Below are 19,092 nucleotides of genomic sequence, written 5' to 3'. Positions count from 1 at the left end.
GCGGGGCTTTTCAGTCAGCGATGTCGATTAGACAGCGCGAACTTGTTCAGCTTGCGGGCCTTTCTGGCCGGCAGTCACAACGAAGCTGACCTTCTGGCCTTCGTCGAGGGACTTGTAGCCGTTGCCTTCGATCTGACGGAAGTGAACGAATACGTCCGGGCCGCTTTCCGGGGTGATGAAGCCGAAGCCCTTCTCAGCGTTGAACCACTTGACGATGCCGTTTTGACGATCGGACATGATGTTGTCTCCTAAAAGAATGCTAAAGGCCGGCCGAAAGCCGACCGGCGATGAGCTGAATGCGTAGTGAAGAGGTGCCGAGGAGATGGAGCATCTTGTAGAAGAACATCAAGTCGCGGAACTCGTTACTGGGCAGGCAGCCCATGCAGAATACAAGGTTTGGCGCCGATTCATAGCTTTTTTTCACGACCAGTGGTGATTTTGACAAATGGTCGACCTATCCAGGCACGATCCGGCAAACCCGTGTAGGCTGGCCGGGCCGGTTTGGCGCCCAACGCAAAGGTGACTTCATGACTGATTCACAGCTGATTCGCGAACGTTCGGAGCTTGATGAAAAGATTGCCGCTTTCCTCTCCCAGGGCGGCGAAATCCAGGAGATTCCCGTTGGCCAGCTGGCAGTGAAGGTCGAGCGGAAGTCGCAATGGGCGAAGTCCGAGGGCAAGAAACCGGCCCCCTAGCCTTGCAAGGCCCGAAGAAAACCCCGCCATCGCGGGGTTTTTCGTTTCAGTGGCTGAGGTAATGGTTCGACAGCCAGTTCAGCGCCCTCCCCGGTCGCGTCAGCGCGTCGATGAAGCTCGGGCCCCAGTAGCGGATGTCGTTGGCCTCCAGCACCGCGTACATGTCGCGGTGGCGCGCCTGACGTTCCCTGAGCGGCATGCGCAGGGCCTGGAGCATGGCATCGGCCAGCGCATCGCGGTCGTGGGGGTTGATGATCAGCGCGCCGCCCAGCTCGGCGGCGGCGCCGGCGAACTGGGAGAGGATCAGCACGCCAGGATCGTCCGGGTCCTGGGCGGCGACGAATTCCTTGGCCACCAGGTTCATGCCATCGCGCAGCGGCGTCACCAGGCCGATCCGCGCATGGCGCATGACCATGGCGATGTCGGCGCGCTGGTGGTTGCGCGCCACGTAGCGCAGCGGTACCCAGGACACTGCGCCGAAACGTCCGTTGATATGCCCGACCCGCGCGCTGACCGCAGCGTCGATATCGGCGTACTCGGGAATGTCCTGGCGGCTGCCCGGTGAGATCTGCAGACAGGTCACGCGGTTGTGCCAGTCCGTGTTGCGTTCCAGGAAGCGCTCGTAGCCATCCAGCCGGTTGACGATGCCCTTGGAGTAGTCGAGACGATCGACCCCGACCATCAGTGCGCGGCCGCCCAGGCTTTCCCGCAGGTCCTCGGCGGCCTGGCTCTGCGAGGCTTCCTCGGCGAGCTGGCGGAAGCCGGCGGCATCCACCCCCACCGGGAATACGCCGACGCGGAAGTGCTGGTCCTCCAGGTGATAACGCCGGCCATCGGGCGTCGCCGCGCCGACCACGCGGGTCAGGTAGCGGGCGAAGTTGCTGGCGTCGTTCTCGGTCTGGAAGCCGATGAGGTTGTATTCGGTGAGCGCGCGGATCAGTTCGTCGTGGTGCGGCAGCGCGGTGATGAGGTCGGCCGGCGGCATCGGGATGTGCAGGAAGAAGCCGATGCGGTTGGCGTGCCCACGCTGCCTCAGGGCGGCGGCCAGGGGGATCAGGTGGTAGTCGTGGACCCAGAGCACGTCGTCGTCTTCCAGTAGCGGGCTCAGGCGCTCGGCGAAGAATTCGTTGACCCGCTGGTAGCCGCCGAACTCGGCCTCGTTGAACTCGGCAAGGTCGACCCGGTAATGCAGGATCGGCCAGAGCACGCGGTTGGCGAAGCCGTTGTAGTACTCGTCGAAATCCTGCGGGGGCAGGTCGGTGAGGATGTACTGCAGGTTGTCGCGCTGCACCCTGGTCGGCGGCCCCGGCTCCTCGGCCTTCGCGCCGCTCCAGCCGAACCAGAGGCCCTCGCGATTGCGCATGGCGGCGTCCACCGCCACCGCCAGACCGCCCGGTGCCGGGCCGTTCTCGTCGGGGATCGCGACCCGGTTGGAAATCACCACGAGGCGCGACATAGGCCTTCCTCCCAACCGATGGACAGGCGCATGGCGGAGTTGATCAGCCCGGCCATGGAATAGGTCTGCGGGATGTTGCCCCACAGTTCGTAGGTGTGCGGGTGCAGGTCCTCGGACAGCAGCCCGTAGCGGTTGCGCGCGGCGACCAGTTGTTCGAACAGCTCGCGCGCCTCGTCGGTGCGGCCGATGGCGGCCAGGGCGTCGAGGTACCAGAACTTGACCACCAGGAAGGCAGTTTCCGGCACGCCGAAATCGTCCGCCGCGGCGTAGCGCAGCATCTGCCCGTTGACGTTGAGTTCACGGCCGATGCAGTCGACGGTGGCGATGAAGCGCGGATCGTCCGCCTCGATGATGCCCAGCTCGTTCATCAGCAACACGCTGGCATCGAGGTCGTCGTGGCCGAAGGCGCCGGTGAAGCACTGCTTCTTCTCGCTCCAGGCTTCGGCGAGGATGTGGGCGCGCAGATTGGCCGCCTTCTCCGTCCAGCCGCTGGCCTCTTCGCTGCGGCCCAGGCGCTTGGCGATGCGCGCCACGCGATCACAGGCCACCCAGCAGAGCAGCGCGGAGTGCGTGTGGACGCGCTGGCGGCCGCGGTACTCCCAGATGCCGGCGTCCGGCTCGAAGGCGGCGTGCAGCGCCCGGCCGGCGAGACTCTCCAGCAGTTGCAGCATGCCTTCGCTGCTGGGGTTGGGCAGGCGTTCGTCGACGAAGCTCTGCAGCACCGCCAGCGCCACCGAGCCGAACACATCGTGCTGGTTCTGCTCCACGGCCTGGTTGCCGACCCGCACCGGGGCATGATTGAGAAAGCCGGCGAGGTCCGGCTCGATGCGTTCGGTGAGGTCCTGATTGGGGATGATGCCGTACAGCGGCTTGAGTTCGGCGCCGCCGCTGGCCACGGTGGTGATGAAGTCGATGTAGCCCTCCATGGTCCGCGTGGCGCCCAGGCGATTGAGGGCGAGGATCACGAAGTAGGCGTCGCGCAGCCAGCAGTAGCGGTAGTCCCAGTTGCGCTGGGAGTCCGGCGCCTCGGGGATCGAAGTGGTAACGGCGGCGATGACCGCGCCGGTGTCCTCGAAGTTGCACAGCTTGAGGGTGATCGCCGAACGGATCACCACCTGCTGCCATTCGAAGCAGATGGCCAGGCCGCGCACCCAATCGTGCCAATGGTTCTGGGTGCGTTTGAGATAATCGCGGACCACTTCGTCCGGCGCGTTGCCCAGCGGCTCGTCTAGGCCAAGCACCAGGCTCACCGGATGGCGCAGGGCAAACGGCGTCTCGTGCTGGATGTAGGCCAGCGGCGCGTCGGTGGTCAGCCGCAGTGGCTCGTCGCCCTCCAGGTAGCGGATGTGGCTGGAGCCACTGGCACCCTGGCTGGGCTTGCCATAGCCATGGGTGGGACGCACGCGCAGGGTGATCTTCGGTACGCCTGCGATGGGTTCGATCAGCCGACACAGCTGCGCCGGACGATACAGGTGGCCGTGTTGCAGGAAGCGCGGAGCGAAGTCGGTGATGCGCACCGCCGCGCCCTTGTCGTCGCGCAGCACGGTGGTGATGATCGCCGTGTTGCGCTGGTAATCCGAGCTGCTGCTGACCTGGTTCTCCAGCACCACGTCGGCGAAGCCCTTCTCGTCGTCGCCGGCCAGCAGGCGGGAGAACACCGGATCACTGTCGAAATTGGGGTAGCACCACCAGACCAGTCGTGCCTGCGGGTCGACCAGGGCGGCCACCCGGCAGTTGCCGATCAGGCCCAGTTCCAGAGCACCTTCGTGCCGATTCGTCATCGATGGTTTCCTCCTGCTGCTTGCATGAGTGCGCCACGGACCTGCCCCGCGTCGCTGAATACCGCGCTGGCGCCGGGCAAGGCGCGCCCGACCGACAGGCCGAGGCCGCCCAGGGCAGGCATCAGCGCGATGGCAGGCTCATCGGTGACGTCGTCACCGATGTACAGCGGCAGGCGCCCGGCGAAGCCCGGCACGGCCAGCAGCCGCTGGATCGCCTGGGCCTTGTCGACGCCCGCGCTGACGACTTCGTAGACCTGCTTGCCACTGAGCAGGCGCAGCCCGGCGCCTTCGGGCGCCTGCAGCAGTGCCTGCAGTTCGGCGCGCAGCCCGGCGGCCAGAGAGGGCGCGGAGCGGTAGTGCAGCGCGTAGCTGCTGCCCTTGTCCTCGGCAAGGATTCCGACCTGCCGGTTCGCCAGGGCGTTCAGTTGCACCCGCACACAGGCGGGCAGGTCTTTGGTGGTGCGGCGCAAGGGGCTGTCGCCGGTTTCGCGCCAGTGGGCGCCGTGGCCGCCGCTGGCGGCGAGGCGCAAGGGTTGCAATAGCCGGTCGAGTTCTTCGACCGGGCGGCCGCTGATGAGGGCCAGGGCACCGTCGAGTCTGCGATGCAGTTGCGTGAGCGCATCGAGCAACCCGCGCGGTACGACCACTGCGTCGGGCGATTCGGCGATGTCCAGGAGGGTTCCGTCGACATCCAGGAACAGGGCGGTCTGCTGAGGTCGGCTGAGCCAGAGGTTCAGCAGCGCCGTGGCTGAGGCCTCGCTGGGCGGGACCATGGCGGTGTCGACAGGTCCCCGTGGTGCGGGACGTGACATATGCCATTTCTCCATGTTCAGGGCGTGCCGCATGGCCGTGGGTAGCCGGTGCGGACGTGAAAGGGAGCTCAAGGACCCTAACATGTGAGACCCCGATGGTCGACCGCGGGTTTCATCGAAGATCTCTTCAAAGCCGCAGGCCAGAGCGGGCGGGAGCTGAGAAAAAGTACTCGGCTGGATGCCGATAAGATTTTCCTGACAGCAGAACTGGAATCCTCCGCATCACAGGAAGGACGCCGTTCCTGAGAATGCGCCTGGCCAATCTCCCACGGGAAAAACCATGTCTCCGCTCTCCGCACTGGTGCTCCAAGCCTCCGGCCTGCACCGTTCCACCGCCATTACCGCCCTGCACCACCTGGGCTACAGCATGCTTTCGGAGGTTTCCAGCAACGCCTTCGCGCTGGACCGGTTGCGCAATCAGGGCGGCGTCCACCTGCTGATCTGCGATGCGCGCCTGGACCCAGTGGCGCGCCTGGAGTTTCTCCAGACCGTGGCACGCGAGCGCCTGGCCCAGGGCGTCGTGGTCAGCGGGGAGATGGCGCCGGGCACCTGGAGCGCCCTCTCCCATCTGCTGCAGATCCAGGGCATGCGGGTGTTCTGGCTGGGCAACGACGCTGCGACCCTGGAGCGACTGCGGGCCCTGCTCAGCGATTTCCAGCCGGCGAGCCTGCTGCCGGGGCCTGCCCAGGGAAACGATGCCGATGAGGCCGCAGAAGGCGCCAGCCTGCCCGCCGCAGGGAAGCTGCGTGCCTTCCTGCAGCCCAAGGTGCAGGTGAGCACCGCCCAGATCTACGGCTTCGAGGTACTCGCGCGCTGGCAGCAGGAAGATGGCAGCGTGCTGCTGCCGCAGGACTTCCTCCCGGCCCTGCGTCGCTCGGGCAAGCTCGACGGCATGCTGTTCGAGCTGATGGCCCAGGCGGTGGAGGCACTGCAGGCCCAGGGCAGCAGCGAGCTGAAACTGTCGTTCAACCTCGAGGCCGAGCAGATCGCCCAGACCGATTTCGCCGCCAGCGTCGAGCGCACCCTGCGCGCACTGGAGATCGAGCCGCAGCGCATCACCTTCGAACTGACCGAATCCTCGCCGCTGCACGCGCCCACCCTGAGCCTGGAGAACGTGCTGCGTCTACGCCTGCTCGGTTGCGGCCTGGCGATCGACGATTTCGGCTGCGGCCACTCCACCCTGCAACGACTGATGCAGCTGCCGTTCACCGAGATGAAGCTTGATCGCCACCTGCTCGCCAACGTCAACGCCGGCGACCCGCGTCGTCTGGTCGTGCTGCGCAATGCCCTGATGCTCGGCCGCGAACTGGGCCTGAAGGTCATTGCCGAAGGCGTGGAAAACGCCGCCCAGCTGCGCCAGTTGCAGCAACTGGAGTGCGACTGCGCCCAGGGCTATCTGTTCGGCAAGCCGATGGACGCCAGCCAGATCGGCACCTACCTGCGCGGTGCTCCGCTGCGTCTGCAGAAACTGGAAGCGGTCCCGGCGATTCGTCCGGCGCAATGACGGACAGAAAAGAAAACGGCTGTCGCGGACTTCCTGTCCGCAACAGCCGTTTGGATTGTCCTCAGCAAAGGACGTAGGAGGCGCACTGACGCGCCGCCTGGGCGGCCAGCCGGGCCGCCCTAGCCCGTCGTACCGGGCACCAGTCCGGGAATCGCCTCGATCAGCGCATCGATGGCCAGACGTACCTTGCGCGGCAACTGGCTGGTCTGCAGCCAGGTCGCGTAGACGTCGTAGGGGAATCCCGACTGCTGCGCCAGCAGCTCCTCCAGCTCGCCGGCGTGGATGGCGTCGCCCACCAGCCAGGAGGGCAGCCAGGCGATGCCCAGGCCCTGCTTTGCCGCATCGGCAATGGCCGCCAGGTCGTCGAAGCGCAGCCGCGAATTCGGCGCGAACTCCGTCGGCGGCTGTCCTTCGCGCGGGAACAGCCAGGGGTTGATCCTTCCGGAGCGGTGGTAGACCAGCAGCCGATGCCCCGCCAGCTCGTCGATGCCTGGCGGTCGCCCCTGCTCCTCCAGATACGCTGGCGCGGCACACAGCATCATGCGTTGCCGGCCGATGCGGCGGGCGATGACGCCGGCCCTGGGTTCCGGTTCGCCGGTGCGGATGGCCAGGTCGATCTGCTCTTCCGCCAGGTCGGTCAGGCGATCGCTGAAGCGCAGGTCCAGCTCCAGGTGCGTGAAGCGCTGCGCCAGTTGCAGCAACACCGGGGCCACGCAGTGACGGCCGAAATGCACCGGCATCGCCACCCGCAATCGCCCCCGCGGCTCGGCCACCTCACCGGCGGCAAGGATGTCCGCCGCCTCGGCGTCGGCCAGCAGCGCGCGGCAGCGTTCGTAGTAGATCCGCCCGGCCTCGGTCAGGCTCTGTCGGCGCGTGCTGCGCACCAGCAGCTGGGCGCCCAGGCGCTCTTCGAGGAAACGCACGTGCTTGCCGACCATGGGCGCGGACATTTCCAGGTCCTGGGCAGCCGCCGCGAACGATCCGAGGTCCACCGCGCGGACGAACACGGCCATGCTGGTCAGACGATCCATTCGAAACTCCTGATTTCGACTCAATGCCTCTATACGCCATTTATCCGCGAAATCCCATCGAAGATAGTGGGTTTACATCGAATCACTTTCTTTTTGGAGTATCCCATGGAAACAATCACCAGCCGCGCCGTGCGCTTTCACCAGATCGGCGGTCCCGAAGTCCTGCGCATCGAACCGGTGGACGTCCGCGCCCCCGGCCCGGAGGAAGTCCGCATCCGGGTCAAGGCCCTGGGCTTGAACCGCGCCGAGGCGTTGTTGCGCACTGACCGCTACATCGAAAGCCCGCGATTCCCTTCCGGCCTCGGACTGGAAGCGACCGGCTTGATCGAAGCCGTGGGCAGCCAGGTGCGCGGGTTTGCCGTGGGGGACGCGGTGAGCGTGCTGCCGCCGACTTCCATGGGCCAGCATCCGACCCATGCCGAGCACCTGGTCGTACCGCAGGCGCGGCTGGTGAAGAATCCGCCCGGGCAGTCCTGGGACGCAGCCGCAGCCACCTGGATGCAGTACCTGACGGCCTATGGCGCCCTGATCCAGGTGGCCGGCCTGCGCGCGGGGGATTTCGTGGTGATCACCGCGGCGTCGAGCAGCGTCGGCCTTGCCGCCATCCAGATCGCCCGGCGGGTCGGCGCACTGCCGATCGCCGTGACACGCACTGCGGCCAAGCGCGAAGCGCTGCTGCTGGCCGGTGCTGCCGAGGTGATCGCCAGCGAAGAAGAGAACCTGCGGGCACGCCTGCTGGACATCACCGGCAAGACCGGCGCGCGGGTGGTGTTCGACCCGGTGGGCGGGCCGATCTTCGAACCGCTGACCGCGGCCATGGCCGAGGGCGGCGTGCTCATCGAATACGGCGGGCTGAGCCCGGAGGCGACACCCTTCCCGCTGTTCGAGGTGCTCAGCCGCTCGCTGGTGCTGCGCGGCTACCGGGTCTACGAGGTACTGGAGGACCCGGTTCGCCTGCAGCAAGCCCAGGACTTCATTTTCGCCGGGCTTGCCGACGGCTCGCTGCGTCCGCTGATCGCCCGCCGCTTCGCCTTCGACGACGTGGTCGAAGCTTACCGCTACCTGGAGTCGAACCAGCAGATGGGCAAGGTCGTTGTTACCCTCTAAGGCCCTGACAGGCCCGGCGCCCCGCAGGCTCCGGGCAGTTGCCATCAGCCTTCGAAAGTCACCGGGCGCAACGGCGCGGTGTTGACCTTGAGCTCGAACACATCCGGCCGCGCATAGTGGCCGCAGACGTCGAAGTCGAGATTGCCCTGGTCAAGCTGGCCCATGTCGAGGTCGGCGTAGAGCTCGGTCTCGCAGTCGAACACCGGCCCGGCCAGCACCTCGCCCAGCGGGCTGACGATCATGCTGCCGCCGCGCATCACGTAGTCATCCTCCTGATGGCTGAGGCCGAACGCCTCGCGATGCTGTTGCGGGTACTCACCCAGGCGGATCGCCTGGCAGGCCGACAGCACGAAGACGCGGCCTTCCAGGGCGATGTGCTGCATGGAGCTGGCCCAGCTCGGGCGATCGTCCGCCGTTGGTGCGCAGTACAGTTGCACGCCTTGCGCATACATGGCCTGGCGCAGTGCCGGCATGTAGTTCTCCCAGCAGATCACGCTGCCCAGCACGCCGAACGCGGTCTGCACCGGCTCGAGGGTCGACCCATCGCCGAAGCCCCAGATCAGCCGCTCCTGCCCGGTGGGCATCAGCTTGCGGTGGTAGCCGGCGATACCCTTGCCGGGCACCAGGGTGACCGCCGTGCAATAGAGGGTGCGACCAAAGCGCTCGATGATGCCGACCACGGTGGTCACACCGGTCTGCTCGACGCTTTCGGCCAGCACCGCCAGCTCCGGGCCGTCCAGCGCCACGGCGCCCTCGACGTAGCGCTGGTAGAGCTCGCGGCCGGCGGCGCTACGGTTGCCCACCACGCTGCCGAACGCCGCGCCCTTGGGGTAGCCGCCGATGTAGGCCTCGGGGAATACCGCCAGCCTGGCGCCCTGCTCCGCCACCCGGCGCAGAATGCCGGCGGCCTTCTCGACGCTGGCCATGGGTTCGTAGGGAACGGCGGCGGCCTGGATGATTGCTACACGGGTCATGGGAACTCCTGAATTTCCTGGATTGAAGGCCTAGAAGCGGCTGATGTCGTTGTCACGGGTTTCCGGCAGGGTCTTCCAGAGCACCACCAGGCACACCAGGGAAACCGCCGCCAGGTAGGCCGCCGGCAGGTTCGCATCGCCGGTCTGGCGGATCAGCGCGGCAGCGATGAAGGGACCGGGGCCGGCAAGGATTGCCAGGGCCAGGTTGTGGCCCAGGGCCGCACCGGTGGAGCGGATCGAGGCCGGGAAGACTTCCACCAGCAGCACCACGTCCATCACCGCGGTAATCGCCACCAGCACGCCCATGACGGTCAGCCCGGCAAGGATCGCCACCGGGTTGCCGGTGTTGAGCAGCAGGAAGATCGGATAGGCCAGCAGCGTCAGTGCGGCGGCCGCGCTCAGCAACAGCTTGCGCCGGCCGATGCTGTCGCTCAGGCGACCGATCAGCGGGTTGACGATGACGTAGACCACCAGCGCGATGCTGCACAGCCACAGCGCGCTGCTGCGCGGCAGGCCAACGGTGCTGACCAGGTGGTTGTTGGCGTAGGTGATGAAGTAGTAGAGCGACACGCCGAACAGCGCGGAGAAGGCGAAAGTGGTGACGAAGGCGCGGCGGCGCACGGCCCTGCTCGGCGCCTGGGCCTTGAGCCCATCGCGCTGGCGCACCATTTCCTCGTACACCGGCGTGTCGCCCAGCTTGCGGCGGATGAACACGGCGATGCCGGTCATCACGATGGACGCCACGAACGGCAGGCGCCAGCCCCAGGCCGCCAGCTGCGCGTCGTCCAGCGCCGAGGAAATGCTCGCCGCGGTGAAGGTACCGAACAGGAAAGCCAGCCCGGCAGTGCCGGTGATCACGCTGGCGGCGGTGGCGCGGCGGTTCGATGGCGCGCTCTCGACGATGTAGATGCCGGCGCTGGACCATTCGCCGCCGACCATCATGCCCTGGATGAAGCGCATGGCGATCAGCAGGATCGGTGCGGCGATGCCGATCGCCTCATAGGAGGGCAGCAGGCCGATGATGGTGGTGCACACGCCCATGCCGAACACCGTGATGATCAGCACCGCGCGGCGGCCGAAGCGATCACCGATGGGCCCGAGGATCAGCGCGCCGAAGGGCCGCGAGAGAAAGCCCACGGCGAACACCGCCAGCGAGGAAAGCAGCGACACACCCGGTGCGCTGGAGGGGAAGAAGAGCATGCCGATCACCGCGGCGAAATAGCCGTAGATGGCGAAGTCGAACCACTCCATGAAGTTGCCGATACCCACCGCGACCGCCCGCTTGCGGATGTCCGACTGCCCGCCCCTGGTATGGATACTGCTTGCACTCAAGCCTTGCGAAATCGCGTCCACAGGATTCTCCATCCCTTGTTATGGTTGTGTGGACGCCAGACTAGGAATCCCCGCGGTCGCAGGGCAAACGATTAGGAAATATGAGCCGGATTAACGTACGTAATATCGCGAGGATCGACCTCAACCTGCTGCTCACCTTCCACTGCCTGATGACCGAGCGCAGCGCCACCCGCGCCTCGGCCGTGCTGCACGTGACCCAGGGCGCAGTGAGCGCGGCGTTGCGCCGGCTGCGCGAGCATTTCGCCGACGAGCTGTTCATCCGCACCGCCTCCGGCATGCAACCCACGCGCAAGGCCATGGAGCTGGCGCCGAAGATCGCCGAGACGCTCACCTCGATTTCCGGCGTGCTGGGCAGCGAGCCGGACTTCTCCGCCCATGAGTCGAGCTACGTGTTCAATATCGGCCTCTCCGACGACATCGAGGCCTGCCTCGCGCCGCGCATCGTCAACGCGGCGGCCGCGCAGGGACTGGGCGTGAGCTTCGCCTTCCACCAGAGCAACAGCTCGCTGTGGAAGCAGTCCCTGCAGGACCCGGACATGGACCTGGTGATCTGCAGCGAGCCCAAGGACTTCAACACCAGCTACTCGTCCCAGGTGCTGTTCTCCTCGTCCTATTCCTGCCTGTTCCACCCACGCGGCCGCGCCCCGGAACAGCCGATCGACCTGCAGGACTACTTCGCAGCGAACCATGTGCGGGTGTCCTACGATGGCCGCCGCGGCTTCATCGACGACATGTTCGAAGCGGCCGGCTACGCCCGGCGCGTCACCGCCTCCTTCACCCACTTCAGCGGCGCGCTGACGACGCTGATGAGCAGCGACGTGATCGCCACCATCCCGACCTTCGCCGCCGAGAGCTACGCGGCGATGACCGATCTTTGCGTCAGCCCGGTGCCCTTCCCGGTGCCGTCGTTCCGCTGCTTCATGGTCTGGGATATCGCCCGCCACAACAAAGCGCACCACGAGTGGCTGCGCCAGTTCATCGGCGAGCTGGGGCAGAAGCTGGGCTGAGGCGCCGGCCGGCACGCGACGGCGGTCCCGACCGCTGCCGCGCAGAGACCGGCAATCGGCTCAGCGGACGCTGTCGATCAGGTGGCACAGCGCGGTCTTCAGCTTCATCGGTCGCACCGGCTTGTGCATCAGCGTGTGCCCCAGCTCGCGCACCTGCTGTTTCAGCTCGTTGCTGTAGTTGGCGGTGATCATCAGCGCCGGCAGCGGTGTGCCACGGCGGGCGTTGATCGAAGCGACGGCATCGATGCCGTTCAGCCCATCGTCCAGGTGATAGTCGACGATCAGCAGGTCGGACTCGGCGTGGAAGTTGTCCACCTGCCGCGCCAGGTCCTCCTCCGACAGCGCCGTCACCACCCGGCAGCCCCAGGTTTCCAGCAGCGTGCGCATGCCGGCGCAGATCGCCGCGTCGTTATCCAGCACCCAGACGCGGGAGCCGCGCAGGCGCTCCAGCAGGTCATCAGTGGTGCGTTCCGGCTCTGGTGCAGTGCGCGCCACGCGGCGCGCCAGGGGGACCTCGATGGCGAAGCGCGAGCCCTTGCCCGGCACCGACTCCACCTGGATGCGATGGCCGAGCATGCGCGCGATCTTCTCGACGATGGCCAGGCCCAGGCCCAGCCCGCGATCCTGGTGGAAGCGCTGCACATCGCCGCGCTTGAACTCCTGGAATATCTCGCCGAGCTTGTCGGCAGCGATGCCCACGCCAGAGTCCCAGACCTCGATCCACAGGCTGTGGCGACGCCGCCGGCAGCCCAGCAGCACGCGGCCCGAAGGCGTGTAGCGGATGGCGTTGGTCAGCAGGTTGCGGAGGATTCGTGCGAGCAGCTGGATATCGCTGCGCACCTGGGCGCCACAGGGTACGAAGTCCAGCGCCAGGCCCTCGCTGGCCGCCACCTGGCGGTACTCGGCGGCGAGGTTGCCGAGCAGCTCGCTGACCTCGAAGGCGGCAATGTCCGGCTTGATCACCCCGGCGTCCAGCTTGGAGATGTCCACCAGGGTTCCCAGCAGGGTCTCGACGTCCTCCAGTGACTGACTGATGTTGCGCACCAGCGCTTCGCCGCTGCGCTCCTGCAGCGCGCTGGTGAACAGCCGCGCGGCGTTCAGCGGCTGCAGCAGGTCGTGGCTGACGGCGGCGAGGAACTTGGTCTTCGACAGGTTGGCCTGCTCCGCCTCGCGCTTGGCTTCGCGCAGGCGCCCTTCCACCTGGCTGCGCTCGTCGATCTCGCGCTTGAGCTGGTCGTTCAGGCTGGTCAGCTCGGCAGTACGTGCGCGCACCCGCTGCTCGAGGTTCTGGTAGGCCTGGTGCAGCGCCTCGGCGGTGCGCCGGCGTTCGGTGATGTCGCGGATCAGCACGAACAGCCCGCTCACCGTGCCATCGGCCTGGCGGTTGGGCACGTAGGAGCGCTGCATGTAGCGCTCCTGGCCGGCAAGGTTGGTCTCGGCGATCTCGAAGGTGACGCTTTCGCCCGACAGTGCGCGCTCGAAGTACGGCTCCAGGCGCTGGCAGTGCTCGGCGCTGTGCACCTCGCGCAGGTTGCGCCCGAGCATCGAGCCGCTGGGCCAGCGGTACCATTCCTCGTAGACCTTGTTGGTGAAGTCGTAGTCCAGGTCGGCGGTCAGGTAGGCGATCAGCGCCGGCACCTGGTCGGTGATCAGGCGGATCCAGCGCTCGCTTTCGCGCAGCGCCTCGGCATGCCGGTAGCGCTCGGTGATGTCGGTGAAGGTGTTGACGAAACCGCCGGTGGGCAGCGCGTGGGTGCGGATTTCCAGCATGCGCCCGTCGAACAGGCGCTGCTCGATCACCCCTTCCGCCTCGCCCTTGCGCGGGCGGCTGCGCGGGGTCAGCAGCGGCAGTTCGCTGTCCGCCATGACCTCGGCGAAGGGTCGGTGCGCCTCGATCGGCGCCAGTCCGCAGAGTTCCAGGAAGCGCCGGTTCCACAGCTCCAGCGCACCATCGGCGCCGACCATCGCCACGCCCTGGGACAGGTTGTCCACGGCGCGCTGCAACAGGTGCGACTTCTGCGCCACCGCCTGTTCGCGGCGGGCCATCTCGTTCTGCTTGATCTCGGTAATGTCGCTGTAGAGCACCACCAGGCCGCCGTCGCGGGTCGGCCGCTCGGTGACGCGTACCCAGCGGTCGTTGCGCAGGCGATAGAGGGTGTGTTCGTCGTCACTGCTGCGCTGCTCCTCGACGATCAGTCCGCTGCTCTGCGCCAGCCGCCGGACTTCACTGAGCCGCGTGCCCGCGCCGACGCGGGCGCGGGTCTGCGCCCAGAAGGCGCGGAAGCGTTCGTTGTAGAGGACGATGCGCTGCTGTGGGTCGAACAGCACGAAGGCGTCGGAGATACTTTCGACGGCGTCGAGCAGGTGCTGGTGCGCGGTCTCGGCGCGCAGGCGGGCGTCGCTGAGCAGCTGGTTGCTGGATTTCAGCTCGACCATCGCCTCGCTCAGCGCATCGGTGCGCTCGCGCACCTGTTCGGCCAGCACCACCGAATGCTGGAAGGCGCCGTAGGCGTTGTCGCCGCGGGAGGTGGCCGACTCGACCCGCTCGATCAGCGCCGCGTTGATCCGCTGCAGCTTGTGGTTGTCGCGCTCCAGCTCGTCGATGCGCGCGCGCAGCTCAGCGTCCGGCGTTGCCCCGAGGACGGCCAATGGCGACACCGGTGAAGGTCTGGTTGATATGCATGCCATTGAATTGTTCCCCGTAGGTGTTGAAGCCGATCACCTGCTGGCTGCGGAGAAACTCGGCGGTGGGTTCGGTATCGCCGGCCACTTCCAGCTCCAGGCGCCGCAGGAAGCAGTCGCAGCCGATGGTCAGCAATGGCGGGCCGAGGCGTTCGTGCAGGCGCTGGAACTGCGCCTGCAGCCCCGGCAGCAGCGGGCCGGTACTCATGGCGGTGAGGACGATGCCGTTCTCCACCGCGCAATAGAAGGTCAGGCTGAGGTCATCGTTGATCTGCTGGATCGAGCGCACGTAGTACTGGTCACGCACGCGCACCGCCAGCGGATGGGCCGGGAACAGCGAAAAATCCAGCTGCTCCAGCGGCACCCCGACCAGCCGGGCGAATTCCAGCGCCGCCGGCTCGGCGTTGAGTTCCAGCACGCGACGGCTGTCGCTGTCGGCGCGGGTGACCACCAGCTTCTCTTCGCTGGGCAGCACGTGGTGGGTGGTGAACACCTCGAAATCCAGCCAGGTATTGAACAGCACCACCACCGCCGCGCCGGTATGGAACTGGCCCTGGTAATACACGTGGGTGTGGGTCAGGTGGTTGTCGTCGCCGGCCGATCCGCCGAAATGCGGAATGGCGCCCAGCGCGGCGCTGAGCGCGGCGAGTACCACTTCCTCGCGGCTGGAGAGGCCGTCCAGCAGGGTCAGGGCGAAACTGTGGTCCTTGATCGGCGCCAGCCCGGCGCTGCGGCAGTCGGCCACCAGGGATTCGACCATCTGCTGGGCGTCGATCAGGCTGAAACGCTCCATCTCGTCCACCAGCGCGCAGGAGATGGCGAAACTGCGCAGGTCGAAACCCACGGCGGTGACGCAGCCACGCCCGTAACCCTGCGGCGTGATTTCCCCGGCGGTGGTGCAGCCGGCCAGGTCGATGCCGCCGAAGTACTGCTCCAGCGCGGCGGCCAGCGCCGGCAGGTCGTACTCGGCGGAACAGAAGAACAGCACGAAGCCCAGGTTCGGATGGATCAGCTGGCGCGCCAGGTCCTGGGCCACCGCCTCGACGTCGCGGGCGCTGGACATGCCGCGAACGACCCCTTGTGTTTCGTGCATGGCGTACGCCCGGTGGAAACTATCGACGCTGGCATTCTACGAAGCGCTCGCAGGGCGCCCCATGCTACTTGGGTCGCGGCGGGTCTATCCGAAAGTAGCGGAGCCGGTTTGTCGCAGGTTGGGCAGTTCGCGAGCAAGCTCGCTCCTACAGCCTTTATCCCCGCCGCCGCTGCCACTACGGCGGATAACGCTGGCGCGTTATGCGCCCTACGGTCGAGCACCCGGGTAGTGCGGCTTGTCGTAGGAGCGGACCTTGTCCGCGAAATCCTCCGCGGCGGAAGCGGGAGTCGCAGGAAGATTGAGTTGCACGCCGCCCGACGGCGATTCGCGGACAACGCCCGCTCCCACAAGAACCCTCCACCCCGCCTACGAAATCCACCCGGCATCCGGTAGGCTGTGGAGGCGTCCCACCCAGAGCCCTGAAACATGCCCGCCCTCACCTGCCCCCACCTGATCGGCCAGCACGTCGAACTCCTGCCGCTGCGCGCGGAACATGCGCAGGCCCTGCTGGAGGCAGCTTCCGATGGCGAATTGTGGAACCTGAAAGTCACGGTGGTACCCGGCCCGGATACGGTTGCGGGTTATATCGCCAAGGCGGAAAAGGGCCTGGAGGAAGGCAGCGTCCTGCCCTTCGCCATCCTCGACCGACGTACGGGGAAGATCGTCGGCAGCACCCGTTTCTGGAAGGTCGACCGCGCCAACCGCAAGCTGGAGATCGGCCACACCTGGCTGGCCCTGTCGGCGCAACGCACGCCGATCAACAGCGAGGCCAAGCTCCTGCTGCTGACCTACGCCTTCGAGGAACTCGACTGCGTGCGCGTGCAATTCACCACCGATGAGCTGAACGAAAAATCCCGCGCCGCCATCCTGCGCCTGGGCGCGGTGCAGGAAGGCATCGTCCGCCATGAGCGCATCATGCCGGACGGGCGCAAGCGCAACTCGGTGCGCTTCAGCATCATCGACAGCGAATGGCCGGAGGTGAAGGCGCGGCTGCTGCAACGGCTCAGCCGCGCCTGATGCCTGATCTCATTGAGGGGCAGGTCAGCCCTGGTAGAACACCTCGTCGCTGTACGGGTACCACCAGGAATGGATCTGCGGCTGGTGGTCGATGATCACCATCTTCGAGCGGCGGAACGCATCCAGGCCCTGGCGGCCCAGTTCGCGGCCCATGCCGGACATCTTCCAGCCGCCGAACGGCAGCGCATCGTTGTCGATCAGCGGGTTGTTCACCCAGACCATCCCCGCTTCCAGGCGGTCCGCCGCTTCCATGGCTTCGGCCAGGTCAGTGGAGAACAGCGAGGCGCCCAGGCCGAAGGGTGAGTCGTTGGCCAGCCGCACCGCCTCGTCGAAATCCTTCACCTTGCAGATCGCCGCCACCGGACCGAAGCATTCCTCATGGAAGATCGCCATGGCCGGGGTGACGTCGGTGAGGATGGTCGGCTCGTAGTACCAGCCCACCGGGAATTGCGGCGGAATGCGCCCGCCGCACACCAGCGTGGCGCCCTTGGCGATGGCGTCGTCCACCAGGCGGATGACCTTGGCACGGGCCGCCTCGCTGACCATCGGGCCGATCTCGGAGCGCTCCAGCCCGTGACCGATGCGCAGCGCGCGGGTGCGTTCGGCGAAGCGCGCAACGAATTCGTCGTGCACCTCATCGACCACATAGAAGCGCTCGGCCGAGGTGCAGATCTGCCCGCTCAGGTGGAAGGCGGCGGTCACCGCGCCGGCCGCCGCCACTTCCAGCGGCGCGTGGCGGGAAATGATCATCGGGTCGCTACCACCGGCCTCGATCACCGCCGGCTTCATCCGCTCGGCACAGGCCACCGCCACTGCCTTGCCAGCAGCCACGCTGCCGGTGAAGGCCACGGCGTGGGTGCGCTCGGACTGCACCAGGCGCTGGGCGGTGCTGGCATCGCCCGGCACGCAGCTGACCATACCCGCAGGCAGTACCTTGAAGTGCTGCATGAATTTCAGCGTGCACAGCGTGGTGCTTTCCGCCGGCTTGACGATGCAGGCGTTGCCGGCGGCCAGCGAGGCGGCCAGGGTCCAGCACATCAGCAGGATGGGGAAGTTGAACGGCATGATGTGCACGCTGACGCCGTAAGGCTCGTAGCGCACATGCTGGAACGAGCCGAGCTGCGTGGTGCCGGCCACCTTGCCGGCCTCGTCGCGGGCCATCTCGGCGTAGTAGCGGAAGATCGGCGCGCAGTTGGCCAGCTCGCCCATGGCTTCGGGGAACGGCTTGCCCATTTCCAGGGTCATCAGCCGCGCCACTTCGCACTGGGTGGCCTGGTCGGTCTCGATGGTGTTGGCCAACTGGTGCAGGATCGCCGCGCGGGACTTCGCGTCCACCCGCTTCCACTCGCGCTGGGCGGCGTTGGCCGCGTCGATGACAGCGTCCACGTCTTCTGCATCGCACAGGGCGATGCGCCCGACCTGGGTCAGATCAGCGGGATTGATGATGTCTCGCAGGCGCTGCGTCGCTACGCCCTGGTAATCCGGGCCGATGAAACGCAGGGGCAGATCAACGTGAAAGTCGGTCATGTAAGGCTCCGCAGGGATTCGGAAGAGGCCAGGCGCTGGGCGATCACGTCGCTCTCCAGTGGCTGGCGCCAGTTCGGCAGGTTCGTGTCGAGCAGCGCCGCCAAGGGCCGCAGTTGCTCGTTGTCGAGCGCGCGCTGGAACAGCCGCAGCACGCGCGGCAGATGCCGGAGGTAACCGTGCTTGCCGTCGCGCCTGGCCAGGCGCACGAAGATGCCGAGCACCTTGGCGTGGCGCTGCGCGGCCAGTACCTGGAAGTCGGCAAGAAAACGCCGGCCGTCCACTTCCGGGCGCTGGCTGAGGTAATGGGTGAGCAGGGTCACCCGCAGGGTTTCGGGAATGTCGCGGCGCGCGTCTTCGAGCAGGGACATGAGGTCGTAGGCCGGCGCACCGAACAGCGCGTCCTGGAAGTCCAGCAGCCCGCACGCCGCCACACCTGCCCGGCCCTCCAGCAGCATCAGGTTGTCGACGTGGTAGTCGCGCAGCACCAGCACTTCGCGGCGCAGGGAGACATCGCGCCAGAGCGCGGCGAACTCCGCCAGGTAGCGTTCGCGCAACTGTGCGGCTGCCTGCTCGCCCACCAGCAACGGCGCGTACCAGTCGATGAACAGCGCTGCCTCCTCAGCCAGCTTCTGCCCGTCATAGGCCGGCACGCCTTCGGCCGCTTGCGGGCCGGCGCGATGCAGGCGCACCAGGGCATCCACGGCGAGGCGGTACAGCTCCGTCTCGTCATGCCCGGCCGCGAGCAGCCGGGTGTAGGTGGCGTCGCCGAAGTCCTCGATAAGCGCCAGGCCCAGCTCGCGGTCGGCGGCCAGCACGCTGGGGGCCGACAGCCCGCCGTCGCGCAGCAGCTGCGCGACCCGCAGGTACGGTGCCAGCGGCTCGGCGCCGGGGGGCGAGTCCATCAGCAGCAGGCCCTTGCCATCGACGCGGAAGTAGCGCCGCGCCGAGGCGTCGGCCGGCAACGCCGTGAGGGTCGCGTCGGCCAGGCCGCTGCCGGCGAGAAAGGTCTCGCGGGCGGCGGCGCGGGTGGTATCGCAGGACAGGTTCATGGCA

The 19,092-nt window shown here is 67.0% G+C and carries 16 protein-coding genes; 5 read left to right on the top strand and 11 right to left on the bottom strand.

Going from position 1 to position 19,092, the window contains the following annotated elements; translation table 11 throughout:
* Positions 1-27: 27 nt before the first annotated feature.
* Entirely contained in the window at positions 28-237 is a 210-nt protein-coding gene (locus tag HNP46_RS29300; protein ID WP_017518411.1) for a cold-shock protein, read from the bottom strand.
* Positions 238-527: 290 nt separating this feature from the next.
* On the opposite strand from HNP46_RS29300, the gene HNP46_RS29295 reads away from it, so the two are divergent.
* Complete coding sequence (locus tag HNP46_RS29295; RefSeq protein WP_184596138.1) at positions 528-695, top strand: hypothetical protein; 168 nt, start codon at positions 528-530, stop codon at positions 693-695.
* A 46-nt stretch (positions 696-741) separates the two neighbouring features.
* On the opposite strand, the gene otsA is transcribed toward HNP46_RS29295, so the two are convergent.
* Genes otsA through otsB form a run of 3 tightly spaced genes read right to left on the bottom strand, consistent with a single transcriptional unit; the run spans position 742 to position 4,744 of the window.
* Positions 742-2,151: an alpha,alpha-trehalose-phosphate synthase (UDP-forming) gene (gene otsA / locus HNP46_RS29290; RefSeq protein WP_184596136.1), complete on the bottom strand. Its 1,410-nt coding sequence runs from the start codon at positions 2,149-2,151 to the stop codon at positions 742-744.
* Complete coding sequence (locus HNP46_RS29285; protein ID WP_184596134.1) at positions 2,133-3,932, bottom strand: glycoside hydrolase family 15 protein; 1,800 nt, start codon at positions 3,930-3,932, stop codon at positions 2,133-2,135. The genes otsA and HNP46_RS29285 overlap by 19 nt, the downstream gene beginning before the upstream one ends.
* A complete protein-coding gene (otsB, locus tag HNP46_RS29280) occupies positions 3,929-4,744 on the bottom strand; it encodes a trehalose-phosphatase (RefSeq protein ID WP_260403301.1) in 816 nt (271 codons plus the stop codon). The genes HNP46_RS29285 and otsB overlap by 4 nt, the downstream gene beginning before the upstream one ends.
* A gap of 280 nt (positions 4,745-5,024) precedes the next feature.
* On the opposite strand from otsB, the gene HNP46_RS29275 reads away from it, so the two are divergent.
* Positions 5,025-6,248: an EAL domain-containing protein gene (locus HNP46_RS29275; RefSeq protein WP_184596133.1), complete on the top strand. Its 1,224-nt coding sequence runs from the start codon at positions 5,025-5,027 to the stop codon at positions 6,246-6,248.
* Between the two features lie 119 nt (positions 6,249-6,367).
* Here the strand turns inward: HNP46_RS29275 and HNP46_RS29270 are convergent, their stop codons facing one another.
* Positions 6,368-7,279 carry a LysR family transcriptional regulator gene (locus HNP46_RS29270; protein WP_184596131.1) on the bottom strand — a complete coding sequence of 304 codons (912 nt, stop codon included), beginning with the start codon at positions 7,277-7,279 and terminating at the stop codon, positions 6,368-6,370.
* Between the two features lie 105 nt (positions 7,280-7,384).
* Between HNP46_RS29270 and HNP46_RS29265 the strand changes: the two genes are divergently transcribed.
* Positions 7,385-8,386, top strand: a complete 1,002-nt coding sequence (locus tag HNP46_RS29265) for a zinc-dependent alcohol dehydrogenase family protein (RefSeq protein WP_184596129.1) — start codon at positions 7,385-7,387, stop codon at positions 8,384-8,386.
* Between the two features lie 44 nt (positions 8,387-8,430).
* Here the strand turns inward: HNP46_RS29265 and HNP46_RS29260 are convergent, their stop codons facing one another.
* Both HNP46_RS29260 and HNP46_RS29255 read right to left on the bottom strand, forming a co-directional pair.
* Entirely contained in the window at positions 8,431-9,360 is a 930-nt protein-coding gene (locus HNP46_RS29260) for a carbon-nitrogen hydrolase family protein (protein WP_184596128.1), read from the bottom strand.
* A 30-nt stretch (positions 9,361-9,390) separates the two neighbouring features.
* Complete coding sequence (locus tag HNP46_RS29255; protein WP_184596126.1) at positions 9,391-10,713, bottom strand: MFS transporter; 1,323 nt, start codon at positions 10,711-10,713, stop codon at positions 9,391-9,393.
* A gap of 80 nt (positions 10,714-10,793) precedes the next feature.
* Here HNP46_RS29255 and HNP46_RS29250 point away from each other — a divergent pair, with 80 nt between their 5' ends.
* A complete protein-coding gene (locus HNP46_RS29250; RefSeq protein ID WP_184596124.1) occupies positions 10,794-11,720 on the top strand; it encodes a LysR family transcriptional regulator in 927 nt (308 codons plus the stop codon).
* Positions 11,721-11,780: 60 nt separating this feature from the next.
* Here the strand turns inward: HNP46_RS29250 and nahK are convergent, their stop codons facing one another.
* Together nahK and nosP are read right to left on the bottom strand one after the other, a co-directional pair.
* Entirely contained in the window at positions 11,781-14,408 is a 2,628-nt protein-coding gene (gene nahK / locus HNP46_RS29245; protein ID WP_184596122.1) for a hybrid sensor histidine kinase/response regulator NahK/ErcS', read from the bottom strand.
* Positions 14,338-15,495, bottom strand: a complete 1,158-nt coding sequence (nosP, locus tag HNP46_RS29240) for a nitric oxide-sensing protein NosP (RefSeq protein WP_184596119.1) — start codon at positions 15,493-15,495, stop codon at positions 14,338-14,340. Before nosP ends, nahK begins: the two co-directional genes overlap by 71 nt.
* 426 nt (positions 15,496-15,921) lie before the next feature.
* On the opposite strand from nosP, the gene HNP46_RS29235 reads away from it, so the two are divergent.
* The gene (locus tag HNP46_RS29235) at positions 15,922-16,512 is read left to right on the top strand and encodes a GNAT family N-acetyltransferase (RefSeq protein ID WP_184596117.1); all 591 of its coding nucleotides are present in this window, start codon (positions 15,922-15,924) and stop codon (positions 16,510-16,512) included.
* A gap of 24 nt (positions 16,513-16,536) precedes the next feature.
* Here the strand turns inward: HNP46_RS29235 and HNP46_RS29230 are convergent, their stop codons facing one another.
* Both HNP46_RS29230 and HNP46_RS29225 read right to left on the bottom strand, forming a co-directional pair.
* A complete protein-coding gene (locus HNP46_RS29230; RefSeq protein WP_184596115.1) occupies positions 16,537-18,039 on the bottom strand; it encodes an aldehyde dehydrogenase family protein in 1,503 nt (500 codons plus the stop codon).
* Entirely contained in the window at positions 18,036-19,088 is a 1,053-nt protein-coding gene (locus tag HNP46_RS29225; RefSeq protein WP_184596113.1) for an aminoglycoside phosphotransferase family protein, read from the bottom strand. Before HNP46_RS29225 ends, HNP46_RS29230 begins: the two co-directional genes overlap by 4 nt.
* Positions 19,089-19,092 lie beyond the last annotated feature (4 nt).

The sequence above is a fragment of the Pseudomonas nitroreducens genome (genome assembly GCF_014204515.1).
Classification (GTDB): domain Bacteria; phylum Pseudomonadota; class Gammaproteobacteria; order Pseudomonadales; family Pseudomonadaceae; genus Pseudomonas; species Pseudomonas nitritireducens_A.
This window is presented reverse-complemented; position numbering and strand designations above follow the sequence as displayed.